General features: G+C 69.7%; 23 protein-coding genes. 9 read left to right on the top strand and 14 right to left on the bottom strand.

Features of this window, described 5'->3' with window-relative positions; genetic code table 11:
- Nucleotides 1–102 precede the first annotated feature (102 nt).
- On the bottom strand, nt 103–2,412 hold the full coding sequence (metE, locus tag RS85_RS08760; RefSeq protein WP_046013031.1) for a 5-methyltetrahydropteroyltriglutamate--homocysteine S-methyltransferase: 2,310 nt from the start codon (nt 2,410–2,412) through the stop codon (nt 103–105).
- 50 nt (nt 2,413–2,462) lie between these two features.
- Entirely contained in the window at nt 2,463–3,410 is a 948-nt protein-coding gene (locus RS85_RS08755) for a methylenetetrahydrofolate reductase (RefSeq protein WP_046013030.1), read from the bottom strand.
- A 188-nt stretch (nt 3,411–3,598) separates the two neighbouring features.
- Here RS85_RS08755 and RS85_RS08750 point away from each other — a divergent pair, with 188 nt between their 5' ends.
- Complete coding sequence (locus tag RS85_RS08750; RefSeq protein ID WP_046013029.1) at nt 3,599–5,467, top strand: prolyl oligopeptidase family serine peptidase; 1,869 nt, start codon at nt 3,599–3,601, stop codon at nt 5,465–5,467.
- A 23-nt stretch (nt 5,468–5,490) separates the two neighbouring features.
- On the opposite strand, the gene smpB is transcribed toward RS85_RS08750, so the two are convergent.
- From smpB to ftsE, 3 genes are read right to left on the bottom strand one after another with little or no spacing between them, the layout of a single operon-like run.
- A complete protein-coding gene (gene smpB / locus RS85_RS08745; RefSeq protein ID WP_046013028.1) occupies nt 5,491–5,967 on the bottom strand; it encodes an SsrA-binding protein SmpB in 477 nt (158 codons plus the stop codon).
- Between the two features lie 57 nt (nt 5,968–6,024).
- Nucleotides 6,025–6,939 (bottom strand): permease-like cell division protein FtsX, encoded by a 915-nt coding sequence (gene ftsX, locus RS85_RS08740; RefSeq protein WP_046013027.1) that lies wholly within the window; start codon nt 6,937–6,939, stop codon nt 6,025–6,027.
- Nucleotides 6,936–7,994 carry a cell division ATP-binding protein FtsE gene (gene ftsE, locus RS85_RS08735; protein ID WP_046013026.1) on the bottom strand — a complete coding sequence of 353 codons (1,059 nt, stop codon included), beginning with the start codon at nt 7,992–7,994 and terminating at the stop codon, nt 6,936–6,938. The genes ftsX and ftsE overlap by 4 nt, the downstream gene beginning before the upstream one ends.
- Before the next feature lie 176 nt (nt 7,995–8,170).
- Here ftsE and RS85_RS19990 point away from each other — a divergent pair, with 176 nt between their 5' ends.
- Both RS85_RS19990 and RS85_RS18970 read left to right on the top strand, forming a co-directional pair.
- Entirely contained in the window at nt 8,171–9,430 is a 1,260-nt protein-coding gene (locus RS85_RS19990) for a DUF2510 domain-containing protein (protein ID WP_046013025.1), read from the top strand.
- Between the two features lie 34 nt (nt 9,431–9,464).
- Nucleotides 9,465–10,475 (top strand): DUF2510 domain-containing protein, encoded by a 1,011-nt coding sequence (locus RS85_RS18970; protein ID WP_052703496.1) that lies wholly within the window; start codon nt 9,465–9,467, stop codon nt 10,473–10,475.
- A 65-nt stretch (nt 10,476–10,540) separates the two neighbouring features.
- On the opposite strand, the gene prfB is transcribed toward RS85_RS18970, so the two are convergent.
- Nucleotides 10,541–11,650 carry a peptide chain release factor 2 gene (prfB, locus tag RS85_RS08715; protein ID WP_046013024.1) on the bottom strand — a complete coding sequence of 370 codons (1,110 nt, stop codon included), beginning with the start codon at nt 11,648–11,650 and terminating at the stop codon, nt 10,541–10,543.
- 120 nt (nt 11,651–11,770) lie between these two features.
- Between prfB and RS85_RS08710 the strand changes: the two genes are divergently transcribed.
- Together RS85_RS08710 and RS85_RS08705 are read left to right on the top strand one after the other, a co-directional pair.
- A complete protein-coding gene (locus RS85_RS08710; RefSeq protein ID WP_046013023.1) occupies nt 11,771–13,009 on the top strand; it encodes an MFS transporter in 1,239 nt (412 codons plus the stop codon).
- Complete coding sequence (locus RS85_RS08705; protein ID WP_046013022.1) at nt 13,006–13,566, top strand: NUDIX hydrolase; 561 nt, start codon at nt 13,006–13,008, stop codon at nt 13,564–13,566. The genes RS85_RS08710 and RS85_RS08705 overlap by 4 nt, the downstream gene beginning before the upstream one ends.
- Before the next feature lie 10 nt (nt 13,567–13,576).
- On the opposite strand, the gene RS85_RS08700 is transcribed toward RS85_RS08705, so the two are convergent.
- From RS85_RS08700 to RS85_RS08665, 8 genes are read right to left on the bottom strand one after another with little or no spacing between them, the layout of a single operon-like run.
- Complete coding sequence (locus RS85_RS08700) at nt 13,577–14,002, bottom strand: pilus assembly protein TadG-related protein (protein ID WP_046013021.1); 426 nt, start codon at nt 14,000–14,002, stop codon at nt 13,577–13,579.
- Nucleotides 13,999–14,454: a hypothetical protein gene (locus RS85_RS08695; RefSeq protein ID WP_046013020.1), complete on the bottom strand. Its 456-nt coding sequence runs from the start codon at nt 14,452–14,454 to the stop codon at nt 13,999–14,001. Before RS85_RS08695 ends, RS85_RS08700 begins: the two co-directional genes overlap by 4 nt.
- The gene (locus RS85_RS08690; protein WP_327037208.1) at nt 14,423–14,824 is read right to left on the bottom strand and encodes a TadE/TadG family type IV pilus assembly protein; all 402 of its coding nucleotides are present in this window, start codon (nt 14,822–14,824) and stop codon (nt 14,423–14,425) included. Before RS85_RS08690 ends, RS85_RS08695 begins: the two co-directional genes overlap by 32 nt.
- Nucleotide 14,825: 1 nt before the next feature.
- Nucleotides 14,826–15,050, bottom strand: a complete 225-nt coding sequence (locus RS85_RS08685; protein WP_046013019.1) for a hypothetical protein — start codon at nt 15,048–15,050, stop codon at nt 14,826–14,828.
- A 20-nt stretch (nt 15,051–15,070) separates the two neighbouring features.
- Complete coding sequence (locus tag RS85_RS08680) at nt 15,071–16,009, bottom strand: type II secretion system F family protein (RefSeq protein WP_046013018.1); 939 nt, start codon at nt 16,007–16,009, stop codon at nt 15,071–15,073.
- On the bottom strand, nt 16,006–16,863 hold the full coding sequence (locus RS85_RS08675) for a type II secretion system F family protein (protein WP_046013017.1): 858 nt from the start codon (nt 16,861–16,863) through the stop codon (nt 16,006–16,008). Before RS85_RS08675 ends, RS85_RS08680 begins: the two co-directional genes overlap by 4 nt.
- Nucleotides 16,860–18,053, bottom strand: coding sequence for a CpaF family protein (locus tag RS85_RS08670; RefSeq protein WP_046013016.1), 1,194 nt, complete (start codon nt 18,051–18,053; stop codon nt 16,860–16,862). Before RS85_RS08670 ends, RS85_RS08675 begins: the two co-directional genes overlap by 4 nt.
- A gap of 19 nt (nt 18,054–18,072) precedes the next feature.
- On the bottom strand, nt 18,073–18,768 hold the full coding sequence (locus RS85_RS08665; protein WP_082087550.1) for a LysR substrate-binding domain-containing protein: 696 nt from the start codon (nt 18,766–18,768) through the stop codon (nt 18,073–18,075).
- Between RS85_RS08665 and RS85_RS08660 the strand changes: the two genes are divergently transcribed.
- From RS85_RS08660 to RS85_RS08645, 4 genes are read left to right on the top strand one after another with little or no spacing between them, the layout of a single operon-like run.
- A complete protein-coding gene (locus RS85_RS08660) occupies nt 18,769–19,224 on the top strand; it encodes a DMT family transporter (RefSeq protein ID WP_235282384.1) in 456 nt (151 codons plus the stop codon).
- A 27-nt stretch (nt 19,225–19,251) separates the two neighbouring features.
- Complete coding sequence (locus RS85_RS08655; RefSeq protein WP_046013015.1) at nt 19,252–20,052, top strand: glycosyltransferase family 2 protein; 801 nt, start codon at nt 19,252–19,254, stop codon at nt 20,050–20,052.
- Nucleotides 20,049–20,882 (top strand): endonuclease/exonuclease/phosphatase family protein, encoded by an 834-nt coding sequence (locus RS85_RS08650; protein WP_082087549.1) that lies wholly within the window; start codon nt 20,049–20,051, stop codon nt 20,880–20,882. The genes RS85_RS08655 and RS85_RS08650 overlap by 4 nt, the downstream gene beginning before the upstream one ends.
- A complete protein-coding gene (locus RS85_RS08645) occupies nt 20,879–21,493 on the top strand; it encodes a DUF2238 domain-containing protein (protein ID WP_046013013.1) in 615 nt (204 codons plus the stop codon). The genes RS85_RS08650 and RS85_RS08645 overlap by 4 nt, the downstream gene beginning before the upstream one ends.
- Nucleotides 21,494–21,511 lie beyond the last annotated feature (18 nt).

The following is a 21,511-nucleotide window of genomic DNA, read 5'->3' as shown; positions in this document are numbered from 1 at the left end:
GAGTCCGTGGGGCGCCTCACGTTCTGCGGACGATCCGAACTTCTGCGGCCCGATCAGACGCGTCGGGCCGCAGAAGTTGCCGATGGCCGCGAAAGCTGCGAGTCAGACGCCGACGCTGATGTCCTCACGGACTCGGCGGGTGGCCTCCACGATGTTGCGCAGCGAGGCCGTGGTCTCGTCGTATCCACGGGTCTTGAGCCCGCAGTCGGGGTTCACCCAGAGCTGACGGGTGGGGATCTCCTCGACGGCGCGACGCAGCAGCGACTCGACCTCGTCGACGGTGGGAACGCGCGGCGAGTGGATGTCGTAGACGCCCGGGCCGATCCCGTGGCCGAAGCCGACCTCCGCGATGTCGGCCACGACCTCCATGCGGCTGCGCGCGGCCTCGATGGAGGTCACGTCGGCGTCAAGCGCCCGGATCGCGTCGATCACGACGCCGAACTCCGAGTAACACAGGTGCGTGTGCACCTGCGTGCCCGCCGCGGCACCGCCGGTGGCGAGACGGAAGGATGCCACCGACCAGTCGAGGTACGCGGGCTGGTCGGCCTTCTTGAGCGGCAGCAGCTCGCGCAGCGCCGGCTCGTCGACCTGGATGATCGCGATGCCCGCAGCCTCGAGATCCTCGATCTCCTCGCGGAGCGCGAGCGCGACCTGGTTCGCGGTCTCCCCCAGCGGCTGATCGTCACGCACGAACGACCACGCGAGGATCGTCACGGGCCCGGTCAGCATCCCCTTCATGTGCTTGGTCGTGAGCGACTGCGCGAAGCTCGACCAGCCGACCGTGATCGGGGCCGGACGAGACACGTCGCCCCACAGGATCGAGGGACGCGTGGCGCGCGAGCCGTAGGACTGCACCCAGCCGTTCTCGGTCACCGCGAAGCCGTCGAGGTTCTCGGCGAAGTACTGCACCATGTCGTTGCGCTCCGGTTCGCCGTGCACGAGCACGTCGAGGCCGAGCTCCTCCTGCAGCGAGACGACGCCGGCGACCTCGCGGCGCAGGAAGTCCTCGTAGTCCTCCGCGGGGATCTCGCCCCGGGTGAACCGTGCACGAGCACGGCGGATGTCGCCGGTCTGCGGGAACGACCCGATGGTCGTGAGCGGGAGTGCGGGCAGCCCGAGGGCTTCCTGCGCCGTCTCGCGCTCCTCGTAGGAGACACGGGAGAAGTCGGCGTCGGCGAGCTCACGACGACGCACGGCGCCGTCGCGGACGCCGGGGGCGGCCAGTCGATCCGCCAAGGCTGCGGACGCGGCATCCAGTTCGTCCACGATCGCCGCGCGCCCCTCGGCGAGGCCGCGCGCGAGGATGCCCACCTGCTCGACCTTCTGGTCGGCGAAGGCGAGCCACGACACCAGACTCGGGTCGAGCAGCGACTCGTCCGCCACGTCGTGGGGCACGTGCAGCAGCGACGTCGATGTTCCCGCTGCCACCGGCGTTCCCAGAGCGCGCAGCGCCTCGAGCTTGTCGAAGGCCGCGGCGAGGTCGCTGCGCCAGATGTTGTGCCCGTCGACGACACCGCCCACGAGGGTCTTGCCCTCGAGGCCGGGTGCCGCAGTGGGGATGCCACCTCGGACGAGATCGACGGCGATGGCCTCGATCGGCGCGGCGGCCAGCACGGGGAAGACATCGCCCAGGTCGGCGTACGGCGCTGCGACGAGGATCGAGGGGCGCTCAGCGGTGCCACCAAGAACAGCAAGGGCCCGTGCCGCGGCATCCGCCAGCTGTGCCGTCGAGGCCGGGAGCGACTCGCTGACGAGTGCGGGCTCGTCGAGCTGCACCCACTCGGCACCCGCGGACTTCAGCTTCGAGAGCAGTTCCAGGTAGACGGGCAGCAGGTCGTTCAGACGGGACAGCGGGTCGAAGCCCTCAGGCGCGTCGTCGGAGGCCTTGGCCAGCGCGAGCAGCGTCACCGGTCCGACGACCACCGGACGGGTCACGAAGCCGGCGGCGACGCCCTCGGCGACCTCGCGCACGAGGCGGTCGCTGGAGAGGGAGAACACCGTCTCCGGGCCGATCTCGGGGACCAGGTAGTGGTAGTTCGAGTCGAACCACTTCGTCATCTCGAGCGGTGCGCGCTCCCCCTCGCCGCGGGCGATGGTGAAGTACGCCGGAAGCCCGATGGTGCCGTCCGCCGAACGCAGGCCTTCGAAGCGGCTGGGGATCGCCCCGACCGCGACGGCGGCGTCGAGCACCTGGTCGTAGTAGGAGAACGACTCCGGGATCGCCGAGTCGGTGCGGCCGAGGCCCAGTGCCGCGAGCCGATCGCGGGTCGCGGCACGCAGCTCGGCGGAGGTCTGCTCGAGCTGTTGCTCGTCGATGCGGCCGGCCCAGAACGCCTCGACGGCCTTCTTCAGCTCGCGGCGGCGGCCGATGCGGGGGTAACCGAGAATCGTGCCCTCGGGGAATGCGGTCATGATCTTTCCTTTCGGCGGGGTCTGGTCGACCAGGTCTGGTCAGCGGGCTTCTAGCGGCGCAGAGCGGGGAGGATCCCTGCCTCGGCGAGGACGGTGAGGACGGTGTCGTGCTGGTTGAACGCGTACAGGTGCACCCCGGGGGCTCCGCCGGCGACGACCTCGCGGGTGAGACGGGCGGCCCACTCGATGCCGATCTCCCGGCGTCCCTCGGCGGTCGGTTCGACCTCGAGGGCGATCGAGAGCTCGCTCGGGAGGTCTTCTCCGGTGAGTTCGAGCACGCGGGCGAGGCGGGCGGGCGAGGTGATCGGCATGATGCCGGGCAGGATCGGGATCGTGACACCCGCGGCTCGAGCGCGCTCGACGAAAGCGAGGTAGTCGTCCTGATGGAAGAAGAGCTGCGTGATCGCGAACGTCGCACCGGCCGCCTGCTTCGCGAGCAGCGCCTCGACGTCCTGTGTGCGGTGCGTCGCCCGCGGGTGCCCCTTGGGGAACGCGGCGACCGCGATGTTCACCTTCCGACGCGGCGACACCCGCGCCGCTCCCGGGAACCCGGGAACCGGAGACTCCTCGTAGGGAGCTCGCTCGGCCTGCGCCCGGTCGATGAGCTGCACGAGTTGTGCCGCGCTCTCCAGGTCGCCGAGGAACGGCTCGTCATGACCCTGCGGCGGATCGCCGCGCAGGGCGAGGAAGCTGAGGATGCCGGCATCGAGGAACTCGCGGATGAGCGCGGCCGCTCCGGCATACGTGTTCCCGACGCAGGTGAGGTGCGCGAGCGGTTCGACGTCGGTGTGCTCGCGGATGAAGCGCAGCACGTCGAGGGAGCGGCCTCCGGTCGAGCCACCGGCGCCGTAGGTGACCGAGAGGAACTCGGGGCCCACGGCCGCGAGACGGCGGACGGTCTCGTGCAGCGCCTCCTCGCTCGACTCCGAACGCGGAGGGTAGAGCTCGAAGGAGAACGGCACTCGAGGGGTGCCGGAAGTCTCAGTCTCGGAAGACATCTCTCTCCTGGGGACAGGGCGGGCCGGGGGCCGCGCACGACGCAGTGGGCATCATTCGCGGGCGGGTGCCGGGCTCGGCTGTCGCTCCACGTCCGGGGCGAACCGGGCGTTTCCAGAAACCTAGAACACCCCGCCCCGAGCCCGCACCTCTGTGACGCCGTATGTCGGCTCGCGCCTAGGCTCGAAGCATGTCGTCACCGTACGGTTCCTGGCCCTCCCCCTTCTCCGCCGCGTCGGTCGCGGCATCCGCACCGCGCATCGACGGCGCGAGATTCGTGGGCACCGAGATCTGGTGGGGCGAGTCTGTTCCGGCCGAGGGCGGGCGCATGACGGTGCGGAGCTCCACCGGCGCCGAGGTGCTCCCGGCTCCCTGGAGCGCCCGCTCGCGCGTGCACGAGTACGGTGGCGGATCCTGGACCGCGGATGCCGACGGCACGCTGTACTTCGTCGACGCGGGAGATCAGCGCGTGCACCGGCTCGCCCCCGGTGCGGACCCGGTTCCGCTGACGCCGCCCGGGCCCGCTCACGGTGGCCTGCGACTTCAGCACGGACGTCTGCTCGCCGTCCGGGAAGACACCCGCGTCGAGCCCTCCCTCCGCGCGATCGTGGAGATCCCCGTCGACGGCTCCGCTGCCGAGGATCCGTCCGCCATCCTCATCCGCAAGGAGGGAGCCACATTCGTCGCGCATCCTTCCCTCTCCCCGGACGGCACGCGGATCGCGTGGGTCGAGTGGAGCGGCACCGAGATGCCGTGGGAGAGCGCGTCTCTGTTGATCGCCCGCACGACGGGCGCGGGCGGCGGCGCACTCATCCGCACCCGATCCGCTCTCCAACCCGAATGGGTCGGTGACCATGAGCTGGTCTTCGCCGACGATCCGGACGGACGCTGGCAGCTGCAGCGCCTGCACCTCGATCCGGTGACGCTCCAGGGCGAGGCACAGCCGATCACCTCGACGGATGCCGACACCGGCTACGGCCTCTGGGTGCTCGGCAATCGCTGGTATCAGCCACTCCCCGACGGGCGCATCGTCGCGGTGCGCACGAACGGTCGCGACGAGGTCGTCGAGATCACCGCGGACGGCACCGAACGCACCCTCGCGGTCCCCTGCGACGGGCACGTGAGCGTCGACGACGTGGACGGCTCGCGGGTGCTGCTCTCCGGGAACAGCTCGACCATGACCCCGGGCGTGTGGTGCATCGATCTCGACACCGACGAGGTCGTCGCCGTCGCGGGCGGAGAGCCGGTCGACGGCGACTGGATGCCGCCGGCATCCCCGATCCGCGTTGAGGGCGCTCAAGGCGAGGTGCGCGCCTTCGACTATCCGCCGGCGAATCCCGGAGCCGCGGCGCCCCTCGGGGCACTGCCGCCGTACGTCGTCTTCGTCCACGGAGGCCCGACCGCGCACGTCACGGGTGCCGCATCCGCCGCGATCGCGTTCTACACGAGCCGCGGCATCGGGGTGCTCGACGTGAACTACGGCGGCTCCACCGGGTACGGTCGCGCCTACCGCGACCGCCTCCACGGACAGTGGGGAGTCGTGGACGTCGACGACGTGATCGCGGCCGCGCGCGGGTTGGCGGATGCCGGACTCGCCGATCCCGCCCGCATCGCGATCCGCGGCAGCTCGGCCGGCGGCTGGACCGTGCTCTCAGCGTTGGTCCGCGGCGGAACGTTCGCAGCAGGCATCAGCCGTTACGGCGTGGCAGACCTCCGGATGCTCGCCGAGCACTCGCACGGCTTCGAGGAGCATTACATCGAGGGACTCGTCGGGCCGCTGCCCGACGCTGAAGACCTCTACATCGAACGCTCGCCGCTCTCGCACGCCGGTCGCATCGACGTGCCCGTGCTGCTCATGCAGGGCGCGGACGACCGGGTGGTCCCGCCGTCGCAGTCGGAGGCCATCCGCGACGCGCTGGCCGCCAACGGCGTCGACCATGAATACGTCGTCTACCCCGGCGAGGGGCACGGCTTCCGCAGCGGCACCACGATCGTCAACGCACTGGAGCGGGAACTCGCGTTCCTCGGACGGGTGTTCGGCTTCACGCCGAGCGTCTGACGCGCGAGGAGCCGACCGGCGGACTACTCCCCGACGCGGTTCCGCAGCCGCATGGCCCGGTCGGCCTCGCGGGTGTCCTGGCGCTCGCGCAGGGTCTGCCGCTTGTCGAACTCGCGCTTTCCCTTCGCGAGGGCGATCTCGACCTTGGCACGTCCGTCGGAGAAGTAGAGCTTGAGCGGGATCAGCGTGTAGCCGCCGGCGGACACGGCGTGCGCGATCTTCTCGATCTCTGCGCGGTGCAGCAGCAGTTTGCGGATGCGCTTGGCGGAGTGGTTCGTCCAGTGGCCCTGGGAGTATTCAGGGATGTGCACCGAGTCGAGGAACACCTCGTTGCCCTTCACGAACGCGTAGCCGTCGCTGAGGTTGGCGCGCCCCTGACGCAGCGACTTGACCTCGGTGCCGGTCAGCACCATTCCCGCCTCGTACGACTTCTCGATGCTGTAGTCGTGACGTGCGCGACGATTGGTCGCGACGACCTTCTCCCCGCGTTCCCTGGGCATGATGCTCCCGCTCTCTGTCGTAGCCAGCCCATCAGCCTACATCAGGCGCGGGCGGGATCAGGTGCGCAGCCAGCGACGGATGGCGAAGCCGGCCGAGAGCGCCGCCAGGATCACGCCGATCCCGATCAGGACGGGGACGACGAGCGCCGCATCTCCCATCGTGATCCAGGTCGTGATGAACGGCACGCGCCCGCGCAGATACCCGTTCACGCCGAAGTGCACGCCGGCGACGACCGCCGCACTGGCCAACGCCGATCCGAGGAACGCGGCGAACACACCCTCGAGCACGAACGGCGTCTGGATGAACCGGTTCGACGCGCCGACGAGACGCATGATGCCGATCTCCTTCCGCCGGGCATACGCCGACAGTCGGATGGTGGTGCCGATCAGCAGCGTCGCGGCGATGAGCATGAGCACGGCGATGCCGACCGCGATGTACGTCGCGACGGTCAGCGCCGAGAACAGCGGTTCGAGGTACTGGAGCTGATCCTGAACCTGCTCCACCCCCGCCTGCCCGCTGAACGCCTCGGCGAGGACCTGCGACTGCCCCGGGTCCTTCATCGTGACGAAGAAGACCTCGAACGCCTGGTCGGGGGTGAGGACGCTCGCCTGATCGGCACCCAGCTGCTCGACGAGCTTCTCGTAGGTCTGCTCTCTGTTGTCGAAGGTCATCGAACTGATCAGCGGTGAGAGCGCCTCACCCTCCAGCTGTCCGCGCACGGCGGCGACCTGCTCCTCGCTCGCCGCGCCGTCGACGCACGTGTCGGCCTCGGAGACGGCCGAGCACATGTACACCGCGACCTGGGCGCGCTCCGCCCAGTACCCGCGCATGACGCCGATCTGCGACTGCATCAGGATCGCCGCGCCGACGAACGTCAGCGAGACGAACGTGACGAGCACGACGGAGATCACCATCGAGATGTTGCGCCGCAGGCCGCCGAGGGCCTCGGTCAGGATCAGACCGATTCTCATGAGGTGGGGCCCACTTCCTCGGCGTCGTCGTCGGACAGGCCGAGGCGATCGGCGACGCCGAGCTCGGCGACGTCGACCTGGGGCAGGACGATCGGGTGGGTGCGCGGACCGGGGGCGACCGGCCTCTCCTCGACAGGTTCGCGCGGCGCTTCGGCCGCTTTCTCGACGGGGGCGGCGGGTGCACGCGCGGGTTCCGGAGCGGAGGACAAGGCGGATGCCGCCGCCCTGCGCTGAGCACTGAGCTCCTCCGCGAGGGCGGCGCGCACCACGGAGAGGTCGGCGGTCTGCCGCTGCACCTCCTGCACGGCGGTGAGCGCGGCCGCCGCTGCGGCGCCGCGCACCTCCTCCGGCACGAGCCGGGGGATGTTCGACGTGTCGCCATATCCGCCGTGCACCTCGTCGCGCACCATCTCACCGTCGCTGAGCTCGATGACGCGGCGCCGCATCGCATCGACGAACCCCGCCTCATGCGTCGCGCACAGCACGGTGGTGCCGCCGGCGTTGATGCGGGCGAGCAGTTGCATGATGTCGACGGAGGTCGCGGGGTCGAGATTTCCGGTCGGCTCGTCGGCGAGCAGCACCTGCGGGCGGTTCACCAGCGCTCGGGCGATGGCGACGCGCTGCTGCTCGCCGCCGGAGAGCTCGTGCGGCATCCGCTTCTGCTTGCCGTCCAGGCCGACCAGGGCGAGCGCCTCGGGGACCGCCTGCTGGATGAAGCCGCGGGACGACCCGGTCACCTGCAGCGTGAACGCGACGTTCTGGTAGACGGTCTTCGACGGAAGCAACCGGAAGTCCTGGAACACCGAGCCGATGTGGCGCCGGAAATAGGGCACCTTCCGGTTGGCGAGAGAGCGCAGGTCGCGTCCGAGCACGGCGACGCGTCCCGTCGTGGGCACGTCCTCGCGCAGGATCAGACGCAGACAGGAGGATTTGCCGGAACCCGAGGCGCCGACGAGAAAGACGAACTCTCCGCGTTGCACCTCGAAGTCGACACCGGACAGCGCGGGCTTGGACGTCCCGCGGTAACGTTTCGTGACGTTCTCGAACCGAATCATGGCGCTACGAGCCTACGTGCGGCGTCTCCTCTGGCCGCGAGCGACACCCCGCGCGGACGAGTCAGGCATGGGGATCGCTCCCCATCGAATCGCCTCATCAACGTCGACCGCCACTGCTATACATGGAGAGGCGATTCGCGTGATTCCGCGCACGCCGAGGACTCGAGGGGGACACCATGACGACACCTGCCGGTTGGTACGACGACGGATCCGGGCGCCAGCGCTGGTGGGACGGTCAGCAGTGGACCGAGCACTTCGCTCCGGAGGCCCCTGCAGCTCCCGAGTCTTCTGCAGCTCCCGAGGCGTCGAGTTCGTTCACCGAGCCTGAGACGCCTGCCTTCAGTGAGGCGGTGGCACCCGCCGCCGAGTCAGCTCGGGCAGCCGACGAGCCCCCTGCGGAGGATGCCGCTTCCGACGCGGCCCCGGTCGAGGAGACCGTCGTCGCTCCCAAGGCACCGCGCGACCGGGCCGCCCCGGCAGCCCCACCCGTGCCGCCGCTCCCGCCCGTGGCACAGGGCGGTGCTCCCGCGTACCCGGGCGCTGCCGCACCCGCCTACCCCGCCGCCTCGGGCGGGTATCCGCCGGCGAGCGGTGCCTACGCCTCCCCCGACTCCGCGGCGCCCGGCGCCTATGCGGCCGGTGGCTACCCGGCATCCGCGCCTTATGCGGCAGCGGCGCCCTACGCGGCATCCGCTCCGACCGGTCCGGCGAAGCCGTCCGTGCTCGGACTCGTCGGCCTCGGCCTCGCGGCCCTCGGCCTGATCCTCGCCTTCTTCCCGTTGACCCTCCTGTTCGCGTGGATCCTGCTCGCCGCCGGCTTCATCGTGTCGCTCATCTCCGTCTTCCTCAAGGGGAAGAAGTGGCCGGGCTTCACGGGCCTCGGCGTCTCCGTCGCCGGCGCGATCATCGCCTTCATCATGGGCTTCGTCTTCCTCTTCGCTCTCGCCGAGCAGATCGACGACTCACTGCCCGACCCGATCCCGACCACCGACACCGGTACGGATGAGGGCACCGACGAGGGCACCACGCCGACCGAAGTCGTCGAAGGCGTGATGGGCGAGCCCGTCATCATCACGCAGATGTCGGGTACCAGCGAGGTCACCATCACTTCGGCCAACTGGAGCCCGACGAGCGACACGGGTTTCGCTGCTGAGAACGGCGGCTACCTCGACATCGAGCTGACCTGGACCGGCATCGACGGCACCACCTACGTCAACCCGCTGATCTACTTCACGGCCGAGACGGCCGAGGGTGCGACCGGTCAATATGCTCTGTTCGGCGACGCGACGATCGAGCCGGACGAGCTGGAAGCCGGCGAGACGACCCAGGGCACCGTTCCCTTCGACGTGCCGCAGAGCGGCTCGTACGTCATCATCATCACCGACGAGGTCCTTCAGGAAGTCGCCCGAGTGACCGTGGAGCCTTCGGCCGGCTGATCGCCGATCGAAGCAGGGACAACAGGAAAGTTCGATGACGACACCCGCCGGCTGGTATGACGATGGCTCCGCGAACCTGCGCTGGTGGGACGGCCAGCAGTGGACCGCTCACGTGCGAGCGGCTCCGCAGTCGGCTACGGAAGCCGTAGCGGAGCAGGCTCCGGCGGTGACGCCGGAAGCAGTCGGCACCGCCGCAGCCGACCCTGAGCCCTTCGCACCGCCCTATTCCCTTCCCACGCAAGCGGCCGGGGCGACATCGGGCTACCCGGCATCCGCGCCGCCGTACCCCGGCGTTCCTGTCGCACCGGCAGCTGCAGCACCGACCCGAAAGATCTCGGTGTTGGGCCTGATCGGTCTCATCGTGGTGGTGATCGGCGTGGTGCTCGCCTGCGTGCCGTCGATCTCGATCGTCGGATGGGTCGTCCTCGGACTCGGCTTCGTCGCCTCCCTCGTCTCGCTGTTCCTGCGGGGCGCGAAGTGGCCGGGGATCACGGGCCTGGGTGTCGCGGTCTTCGGCACGATCCTGGCGCTCGGCGTCTCGCTGCTGTCGCTCGGGATCGGATCAACGGCCGAGGCCGATCCTGTCCCGGTCGCCACGCCCAGCGAGCGTCCACCCGCCGACGACGACGGTGCGTTCTCAGATGGGGCGCAGGACCCTTCCGAGATCGAGGGGGCGGAGATGTTGCCCTTCGCCGATCTCCAGGTCGGCGACTGCATCCCCCTGGTCGAGTACGACGGGGAGGATGAGATCTTCGAGGTTCCGGTGGTGCCCTGCGACCTGCCGCACACCGACGAGGTCTTCTTCATCTACCAGCTCGATGACGGCGACTATCCCGGCGACGATGCCATCTACGAGATCGCCTGGGACGGCTGCGCCGCCGAGTTCGAGGGTTTTGTCGGTCTTTCCTACGAGGAGTCGGAGTTCGACATCTACAACTACACGCCGACCAAGGCGTCGTGGACCCGGATGAACGACCGCACCGTTCACTGCATCATCTACAGCTACGAAGACGTGACGGGAAGCCTGCAAGGCACCGCCCGCTGACCGTAGGTATGAAGAAGGCCCCGGATTTCTCTGGGGCCTTCTTCATGAGATCAGTCCTCGTGGACTCAGTCGTCGTCCTTGCGCTTGCGCCAGCGGATGCCGGCCGAGATGAACCCGTCGAGGTCGCCGTCGAACACAGCCGCCGGGTTGCCGGACTCGTGCCCGGTGCGCAGGTCCTTGACGAGCTGCTGGCCGTAGAGGAAGTACGAGCGCATCTGGTCGCCCCAGCTCGCGGTGATGGTGCCTGCGAGCTCTTTCTTCTTCGCGGCTTCCTGCTCCTTCTGCTGCAGCAGCAGGCGGGTCTGCAGCACGCGCATGGCGGCCGCGCGGTTCTGGATCTGCGACTTCTCGTTCTGCATCGACACGACGATGCCGCTGGGGAGGTGGGTGAGGCGCACAGCCGAGTCGGTCGTGTTGACCGACTGCCCACCGGGACCGGACGAGCGGAAGACGTCGACGCGGATGTCGCTCTCGGGGATCTCGACCTCGGTCGCCTCCTCCATCAGCGGGATGACCTCGACGGCGGCGAACGACGTCTGGCGCTTGTCCGCGGACCCGAACGGGCTGATCCGGGCGAGACGATGGGTGCCGGCTTCGACCGAGACCGTGCCGAAGGCATAGGGCGCGTCGATCTCGAAGGTCGCCGACTTGATGCCGGCGCCCTCGGCGTAGGAGGTGTCCATCACCTTGACGGGGTACTTGTGGCGCTCGGCCCAGCGCAGGTACATGCGCATGAGCATCTCGGCGAAGTCGGTCGCGTCGTCGCCGCCGGCGCCGGAGCGGATCGTGATGATCGCCGAGCGCTCGTCGTATTCGCCGTCGAGCAGGGTCTGCACCTCGAGCTGGTTGATGATGCTGGTCAGCGCGGTGAGCTCGGTGCGAGCCTCCTGCGCGGATTCCTCGTCGCCCATCTCGTTGGCGAGGCCGATGAGCACCTCGAGGTCGTCGAGTCGCGAGGCGATGCCGGTGATGCGCGCGAGCTCGGACTGGCGGTGGCTGAGGGCGCTGGTCACCTTCTGCGCGTTGTCGGTGTCGTCCCAGAGGTCGGGCGCACCGGCCGCTTCGCTGAGTCGCGCGATCTCGTCGCGAAGGTGGGCGACATCGACGACCTCGCTGATGTCGCCGAAGGTGTGCCTGAGCGCCTGGATTTCGGCGGAGAGATCTAGTTCGAGCATGACACCCCAGCCTAACGTGCCGCCTGCGCGCGCGGGGACCCTCGCGTCTCGAGCACCGAGGCCACGGGGTAGCGTGATTGTGTGAGCAGTACATCGACGGTCCTCCGGCAGTTCGGACCGATGGTGTACCTGCCGACGATCCTCTTCGCCCTCGGCGAGGGTGCGGTCATCCCGCTCATCCCGGTGATCGCGGTGTCCATGGGTGCCGACGTGGCCTTCGCCGCTCTCGTGGCGTCCGGCCTCGTCATCGGTCAGCTGTGCGGCAATCTCCCGGCGGGCTGGGCGGTCGGGCGCATCGGCGAGCGCTACACGATGGTGGTGGCCGGCATCATCGCCATCCTCGCCGGGGTGGGGATGGCGCTCGCGCCGTCGCTCGGCATGTTCGCGGCATCCGTCTTCCTGCTCGGCATGTGCGCGGCGGCGTTCGGACTCGCCCGGCATGCGTTCATGACGACGCGCGTCCCGGTCGCCTTCCGTGCGCGCTCCCTGTCGCTCTTGGGTGGGAGCTTCCGGCTCGGGATCTTCATCGGTCCTTTCGTCACGGCGGGACTGCTGCAGCTGTTCGGCAGCGAATCAGCGGCGATCTGGTTCTTCCTCGGCTGTCTCGCCGCCATGGTCGTGCTGGTGATGTTCGGACCCGACCCGGAGAAGACGATCCCGGAGATCTCGCCGCTGCGCTACGCGGAGGACTCGGGCGAGGCGGTGAGCGGCTCGATTCCGACGATCGAGCGCGCGGGGACCTTCCGCACGATGTGGCGGGAGCGCACGGTGCTCACCCGCCTCGGCCTCGCGGCGGCGTCTCTGTCCGCGGTGCGATCGGCACGGCAGGTCGTGCTTCCCTTGTGGGGGCTGTCGCTGAGTCTCGACGCCTCGACGATCGCGCTGGTCGTCGGCGTCTCCGGCGCGATCGATTTCGCCCTCTTCTACGCGAGCGGCCAGGTGATGGACCGGTTCGGCCGACTGTGGGCGGCGATGCCCGCGATGGTGCTGATGGGTGTCGGCTTCCTGGCGATGTCGTTCACGCACGACCTCGACGCGGCCGTGCTGTGGTTCGTGCTGTTCGCGGGTGTGCTCGGCGTCGGGAACGGCTTGTCGAGCGGCATCCTGCTGACCCTCGGCGCTGACGTCGCCCCGAAACGGGAACCTGCGGCTTTCCTGGGTTCCTGGCGGACGCTGACGGATGCCGGTGGCGCCGTCGCCCCGCTGATCGTCGCGGCCGTCACCGCGGTGGCCGCTCTCCCGTTCGCGGCTGCGGCCATGGGCGTGATCAGCCTTCTCGGGGCGGCAGGCTTCCTGCGGTGGATCCCGAGGTTCGTGCCGCGCACGCGGCCGGAAGACCCGGAAGAGGAGCGAGCGTGAGCGGGACCCTGTCAGCCGACGTGCACCGGCTCGTCGCCGATTTCGCGCCGCAGTCCGAGCGCGATCGCGCGGCCCAGGTCGACTTCGCGGCGTTCTTCCCTGACGATGCGGGACCGGTGTCGCGCGATGCGGGACCGGATCACGCCACCGCCTCCTGTGTCGTGTTCGACGAGACGCTCACGCAGACGCTGCTGGTCTTCCACGGCAAGGGCCGGTTCTGGGTGCAGCCCGGTGGGCACGCCGAGGACGGCGACGAGTCGATCGTGGATGCCGCACTGCGCGAACTGCGCGAGGAGACGGGCATCGACGCCGCTGCCCCGACCACTCCCCTGGCCTATGACCTCGACCATCACGGGCTTTCGTCCCGCTTCGGCCGCTGTGCCTCGCACCTCGACATCGGGATCGCGGTGATCGTCGATCGGGATGCCGTGTTGACGGTGAGCGACGAGTCGGAGGACGTGCGGTGGTGGCCGGTCGACGCGCTGCCTGCCGAGGTGCCGCCGCAGCTCGAACCCCGGTTGCGCGGACTGTTGCAGCGGTTGCGTTCGCAGCAGTAGTGCCCGCGCCTCATTCGAGGGCTGTGCGGCTGGTCGCTGTGGACTCCAAGGCGACACCCTCGGGCACGAACGGCGAGAGCAGCGGCGGATGCCACGTCATCGCGACCGTGACGCGGGCGGAGACGCCGTCCGGCGTGCTCGCGCTGACAAGTTCGCAGTCACTGGGGAGTGCCGCGACGAGTGCTGCGGCCTGCTCCTGCACGCCGGCATCCGACAGCTCCGCCCTCACTGCGTCGCCCTCGACCTGCAGCGTGAAGCCGTCGGCTCCGGCGAGCGCGGCGGAATCGGCCAGGGCGTCCAGCTGTTTCTGGGCGATGTACAGGTCGGTCGCGCACACGCAGACGAAGATCACCGCGACCGCGAGCAGCACGTACCCGAGGGTGAGAAGCAGGACGCTCCCCTCCTCTTCGCCGAGACCGGCATCCCCGGTGGTCACTCCGTCCCCCAGAGGCGCGATACCTTCTGCGCCGCGTGCGCCTGCACGCGGACGGATGCCGCTCGGTCGAGGCCGAACACCGGCGGGACCAGCGGTAGTCGCACGCGTGCCGCGACCGTCACCGTGAGGGTGGCTCCGGCAGAGGGACAGGCGACTCCGGCCGGCGAGCATGACAGCGACACATCGACCTCTGCAGGGTCGAGGCCGTATTCGTCGATGATCCCCGTGAGGACCGCCTCGCCATGCTCCGAGGCAGCCGCCGCGTCCGGTGCCAGAGCTACTGCTCGTGCCGTATGACGCGCGGCCGCCTCGGCGCCGAGGGTCTGCTCCTGGATCGCACCGAGCGCGATCACCAGGTAGACAAGTGGTACGAGCAGGATGACGCCGACCGTGATGAACTCGAGCGCGGCCGAGCCCTCGTCATTCTTCCCCCAGGCTCTCGACCGGCGCATGCGCCTCCACCTCCAATGCATACGGGATGCCGATGAGTCCGAGCACGGGCAGCGACGTGCGGATGCGCACATCGACCGTGTCGTGGCCGAGAGCATCCGACGTTCCGATCGCGATGTCGCCGGCATACGCGCTTCCGATCGCCTGTGTGATCACGGTGCGCGTGCGGTCAGCCCCCTCGTTCAACGTCGTGTCAGCGAGCGCTGCGTGATACGCACCCTCCACTGCCGCGTCGTGGACGACGTTGCGCACGTAGACCGCAAGCGCGAGCTGCAGCACCGCCAGGGTGAGCACTGTGAGCAGTGTGCCCACCAGCACGAACTCGACCGGGCTCGAACCTCGGTCATCACGCAGCAGACGCACGTGCAACACGTCAGAGACCGGACACCCGCTGGATCTCCTGCTCGAACAGCGCCGTCAACGCCGGGCCCGCGACAGCCCAGATCAGAACGACGAGCCCCGCGGTCATCAGTGTGACGAGAACCCAGCCCGGCACGTCTCCGCGCTCGTCCGCCGTGAGCTCGCGTCCCCACGCTCTCGCGACTCGCCACCAGCGGGTGAGCGTATTGTCTCGGAGGTTCTGCACGCGTGCTGTCATGGTCGCCCTTTCATGGTTGCTCAGCCGATGCCGAGTCGGAGGATGAAGAGTCCCGGGTAGATGGCGAAGACCACCGACAGCGGGAGGATGAGGAACACCAGCGGGAGGAGCATGAGGATCTCCTTGCGCCCCGCCTGCTCGATGAGCGTGCGCTTCGCGTCTTCGCGCGCGTCACCGGCTTGGGCGTGCAGCACCGAGGCGAGCGGCGCGCCGTGCTCGAGGGCAGCGATGACCTGGTCTACGGCGCGGGAGAGACCCGGGAGCTGCAGCCGGGTCGACATCTCTCCGAGAGCATCCGCGAGGGGCGACCCGGTGCCTGCGGCGAGTACCACCCGCCGCAACTCTGCCGTCAACTCGCCCGAGCCGACGGCGGCGACTCGCCGCAGGGAATCGAGGAAGCCCTCACCTGCCGAGAGGCATAGGGCCAGGAACTCCAGCGTCGTCGGAAGTTCGTCGGTGAGTCTGGCACGGCGGGACCGCGCCCGGGCGGAGAGCTGCATGTCGTAGCCGACGGCCGCCAAGGCTCCGAAGAGGATCGGGATGACGACGACCGGCACCGACATCCGGCCGGCGAGAGCCAGGGCGATCACGGTCACCGCCCCTGCTGCGATCCCCGCCAGCAGCCAGCTCAGCTGGCGCCCGCGGAAGGCGATCGGATCGGTGGGCGCCCCTGCTTGCGCGAGCCTCAGGCGAACGGACTCGCCGCCTCCCAGCATCCGTTCGAATCCGTGCTGCGCGCGCTGCCACCGGCTGCCGCCACCGAGCGGGAGCACCCCCGCCGCCGGCAGCAGACCGCGAGGCATGGCGTCATCGTCGACGACGTCGCGCACGTACGGGGCGATTCGCACGCTCAGGGACGCCGCCCGCCAGCGCGGCAGAGCGGCGAGAAGACAGAGCAGACCGGCCGACAGCGTGCCGCCGACCAGGATCGCGCTCGCGATGGCTGAGAGGGGGTTCATCCGAACCACCGCCGAGGCTCCGGCAGCCTGCCGATGCGGATCATGATGCGGAAGGCGACCAACGACACGGCGGCGCCGACGCAGATCACGACCACTCCTTCCGGCGTGCCGTATGCCGACGCGCCTTCCGGCCTCATCACGAGCAGCCCGAGGACCACCCAGGGTGCGATCGCGCCGAGTACGGCGGCGCCGCGGATCCAGGACTGCCGCGCCTCGACCTCCCCGCGAAGCGCTGCGTCGGCGCGCACCGAGGACGACAGGGCGCGCAATACGGAGATCAACTCCGTGCCGCCGACCTGGCGTGCCATCCGCAGGGTCTCCGCGATGCGGTCGCCGATCGGATCCGCGAGCGAGGACTTCAGACGGTCGAGGCTGGTCTCGAATCTTCCCGTGGCTCGGAGGTCACGGGCGAACACGACGAAGGCGGGGCGCAGCATCGCCGGTGCAGACTCGGCAAGACTCGCCACCGCATCCGGCAGAGAGAGTCCGACGCGGATCGCGGCGATCAGCAGATCGCAGACATCAGGCCACAGCTGTCGACGGAGCTTTCGGAGCCTCATCCTCCGGCTGCGCAGCCACATCACCGGTGCCGCAGACGCGGTCAGGCCTGCCAGAATCGCGAGCGCGGGAATACCTGCGAGGAGCCATACGGCGGATGCCACGACCAGAGCTGCCGCGAGCATCACGACGATGAGCAACCGGGGTGCCACGGCATCTATCCCCGCCTCGTCGAGGAGACGCGCAAGGCGCCCCGGCGGCGCCGCGAGGGCCTCTCGATCGGAACCCGGCCACATCCACGGGGACAGGCACAGCAGCAACCCGGCCGCGAGCACGGCGCCGATCAGGATGGTCACGACCCGCCTCCGCGAAGCAGGGCGTCATGCACGAGACCCGGCGTGGCGCGCGGTCGCGCCTCCGCCTCGTACACGGTGCGGGTGATGATGCGGCCCTCGACGACCTCCCCGGTCGGAGCGACGATCTCCTGCACCCGCCGCTCCCCCGACTCGAGGCGCGTGCAGTGCACGACGAGGTCGACGGCTGCGGCGAGCGCGGGCGTGATGAACGCCCGATCGATGTTGCGTCCGGCGAGCAGCGGGAGGATGGTGAGCTTCTCGAGTGCCTCGGCGGCGGAGTTCGCGTGCACCGTCCCGGCGCCTGGAACACCCGTGTTGAGCGCCAGCACCAGGTCGAGCGCCTCGGCGTCGCGCACTTCTCCGACCACGAGCCGATCCGGGCGCATGCGCAGCGCCTCTTTCACCAGCCGGCGCAGGGTGATCTCGCCGGTTCCCTCGAGGCTCGCCTGCCGCCCCTGCAGGGAGACCACGTCTCTTCCGTCGACAGCGAGCTCGAACGTCTCCTCGACGGTGATGATGCGCTGGGTGTCGGCACAGGACGCCAGCAGTGCTCCGAGGAGCGTGGTCTTCCCCGCGTGCGTCGCGCCGGACACGATCACGCTGCGGCCGTCGCGCATCGCGTCGCGGAGGAGACCGGCGATCTCCCGCGGCATCGCTCCGTGGCGCATCAGCGCGTCGAGCGAGCGGTACCTGGGCAGGAACTTCCGGATGTTCACCGCCCACGCGCCGCGCACGACATCGGCGATCGCCACGTGCAGTCGCGATCCGTCGGGCAGGGACGCGTCGACGAAAGGCTGACTGATGTCCACGCGGCGACCGGTCGGCTGCAGCATCCGCTCCACCAGGTCGCGCACCGTCGTGTCGGACAGGTGCAAACCCGTGCGCTCGGCCACCCCACCCCGCGCGATGTGCACGTGGCCGTCGCCGTTCACCCAGATCTCCTCGATCCCGACGTCATCGAGGAACGGCTGCAGGGATCCGAGCCCGCTCACGGCAGCGAGCACGTCACGCACGCACGCAGCCTCGTCGTCGATCAGCGCCTCCCCGCGCGCCAGAGCGAGATCATCGTGCCGCCGCACCTCGGCATGCGCGATGCGGCGAGCCGCATCCGGATCGATCGTCGGGTCGACCCCCTCCGCCCGCAGACGCGAACGCACGCGTTCAGCGACGAGGACGGACGGATGACTCACCCGGGCATCCTCGCAAGAATCACCTCGCGGCCGTGGAAGTTATCCACAGGCTCGACGACGCGCCACTCGACGGCAGAACTCGGAAACGCGGCACAGCCGCCGGACCAGCAGACCCGCCGCTTCGTTCCGCCGCCTCTGCAGCGACAGCCTGCAGCCCCTCCAGCACCGCACGGACCGACGCATGCGCGAGCGCGTCAGGACGAGCGAGCACATCCACGTGGCGGACGAGTGGGACGCCGACGATCGGGCGCAGCACCAGCCCATCGACCGCGAGCGATGCCGCCGTCGTCCGGGGCATCACCGCGATGGCCGCTCCGGTGCGGACGACCTGGGCGGCGACGAAGAACTCGTTGATCCGGTGATCGATCCGAGGGTCCTTCCCGATGAGCGCCGCCAGGTGGGTGACGACGCCGGCCAGCGGGAAGCCCTCGTGTGTCGAGATCCACCTCTCATCGCGCAGCTGCTCCGGAAGGATGGCCGGAGCGGACGCGAGCGGATGGGACGTATGCAGAGCGATGTCGAGCGGCTCGACCAGCAGCGGCGTGACGACCAGTCGGCGCGCCGACCATTCCGGATCGTGCGACAGTCGATGCGCGATGACGAGATCGTGATCGGCCGTGAGTCCCGCGAAATCGCGCTGCGCGACATCGGCATCGGCGAGGTGGACCCGCGGTCCCTCCGACCGATCGCCGCGGCGATCGTCCGCGCGTTCCATGTGACGGCGAGCGCGCACCTCACCCGCGGTCGCACCGACAGCTCGCTCGGACTGGTCCTCGTCCAGATGGTGACCTGCGCTGCCGTCTTCACCGTCATGGCCGGCCCCACTCTGCCCGCCGCAGCCGCAGGACTGGATGCAGAGGGCTGGGCGAACGTCTTCTTCCTCGGCATCCTCTGCTCGGTTTTCGCCTTCGTCGTGCAGCTCTGGGCGGTCAGGCGCACGTCCGCGTCGCGAGCGAGCATCCTGATGGGCACCGAACCGGTATGGGCTCTGCTGGTCGGCGTCCTCATGGCCGGAGAGGCGATCGGAACGATCGGGATCCTCGGGGCCGTCCTGATCATCGCGGCGAGCTATGCCGGACAGTCGATCGAACGACGGCACCGGCGATCCCGCGGTACCCGAGCCGGGTCGCCGGTGTCAACCGCGTCGACCCTTCCCGGCCGGTCGCCGTAGTCTGCGAGGAGACCGCAAGGAGGTCACGTGCCGCGCCCCACAGAAGCTGGACCATCGCCGACCGTGTCGGTCGTGATCCCGGTGAAGGATGACGCGGAAGAACTGCGCCGATGCCTCACCGCTCTCGACCGTCAGACCCGGCGCCCGGACGAGGTCATCGTGGTCGACAACGGCTCCACCGACGAATCCGCTGCCGTCGCCGCCGACCTCGGCACCGTCGTGGTGACCTGCGATCAGCCGGGCGTGCCCGCGGCGAGCGCGCGCGGCTACGACGCCGCCGGTGGCGACCTCATCCTGCGCCTCGATGCCGACTGCGTGCCGGCGGAGACCTGGGTCGCGACCGTCGTCGAGGCGTTCGCGCAGCATCCTCGGGTGTCCGCATACACCGGAGGTGCCCGGTTCATCGACGGCCCGCGCGAGCTGCGCACTCCGCTCGCTGCCGTCTACCTGATCAGCTACACGCTGGCGACCGCACCCGCTCTGGGCCACCTCCCCCTCTTCGGTTCAAATCTGGCCTTCCGCCGCTCCGCGTGGCTGAGCGTGCGCGCTGACGTGCGGCGAGACGATCCCGAGCGGCACGACGACCTCGATCTCGCCTTCCACCTCGGGGAGCGCCACCGCATCCGCTTCCTGCCGCAGGCTGAGATGGGCATGTCCATGCGCCCGTTCCGCAGCGGACGGGCGTTCGCTCGCCGCTTCGTCCGCGGCATCCGCACGGTCGTGGGGCACTGGCCCGAGGACTTCCCTCCGGTGCGCTGGGTGCGCCTCGCGCTCCGCCGCGTCCTCCACCGACTCGGAGTGCCCACACCGGCGAGGGCTGCCCGATGAGCCTCGCACTCGTCGGCCCCGCCGCGCCGCCGTCCGTCCACGTGATGACCTTCAACGTCCGTCGACGGATGAACGGCGTGACGTGGCCGCCGGCCGATCGGTGGAGCATCCGCCGCCCGCGCCTGGAAGCGCTGCTGCGCGACGAGCGTCCGACGGTCCTCGGTGCCCAAGAGGTGCTGCCCGACCAGGCGAAGGCGATCCGCGACGCGCTCGGCGACTCCTACCGCGTCGTCGGGCACGGACGGCATCCCGGACCACGCGGCGAGGGATGCCCGGTGTTCTACGACGACGCACGGCTCGAGCTCGTCGACTGGCGACAGGCCGCGCTCTCCGACCGCCCCGATGAGGCCGGCTCGACATCCTGGGGCAACGTCATCCCTCGCGTCTTCGTGCAGGCCGGGTTCCGCGACCGGATGACGTCGAAGACGTTCACGGTCATCAACACGCACCTCGACGTCTTCTCCGCTCGGGCACGGCAGCGCGCGGCGGAGGAGCTTCACGCGGTGATCTCGGCGCAGCCGTCTTCCGCGATCCTGCTCGGCGACCTCAACGCCGGACCGACATCCGCACCGTGGACGACCCTGGTGTCCCATGGAGTGCTGAGGGATGCCTGGTCGGAAGCGGACGTTCGCCTCTCGCCCGAATGGGGAACATTCGCCGGATATCGCCGGCCGCGACCGGGCCGGCGCATCGACGCGATCCTCGTGTCGCCCGGGGTGCAGGTGCGCCGCGCGGCGATCGATGCTCGCCCGATCGATGGCGGCTGGCCGTCGGATCACCTTCCGGTGCAGGCCCTCGTGACGATCGCGGCATCGAAGGGGGCGAAGTGAAGGAGAACTTCCTGCGACCGCCGCACGGTTTCGCGGAATACGCCGCTGATGCTCTCCGCGTCATCGGCGTGCTGGGTGTGCTCGCCGCCGCGATCTGGTCCACGCCGACGGATGCCGGCATCCTCGCGCTCGCGCTTCCCGCGCTGATGATCCCCCGGATGCTGGGCCTGCGCGCCGGAGCGGACTTCATCGTCGGGGCGACCGTGCTCGTGGCGGCGGCGAGCAACGTCTTCGACCTGTATCGGGCGGTTCCGGGCTGGGACCTCGTCGTGCACTTCGCCTGTACCGGTGTGATCGCCGCGGCCGGGTACGTCCTGCTCGCGCGCGCCGGCGTCGTTCCTGCCCAGGATGCCGAATGGTTCCGCACGCGCACCGCGATCGTGATCGTCCCGGCTCTCGGTCTCGCCGTCAGCGCCCTGTGGGAGATGATCGAGTGGGCCGGCCGCACATTCGTCACGACCGAGATCCTCGTGACCTACCAGGACACCATCGGCGACATGGCGGTCGGCGGACTCGGCGCCGTGGTCGCGGGCGTCGTCGTCGCTTTCGTCCGTCTCGAACGTGCGGATGCAGTCGCAGACAGTGTCCGTAGTCGGCACATCGCGGCGTGAAGCGCAAGGGTGCAGACG

Source organism: Microbacterium sp. SA39 (assembly GCF_000967865.1).
GTDB lineage: Bacteria > Actinomycetota > Actinomycetes > Actinomycetales > Microbacteriaceae > Microbacterium.
Note: the sequence above shows the minus strand (reverse complement) of the source record. Positions and strands in the feature narration are given on the sequence as shown.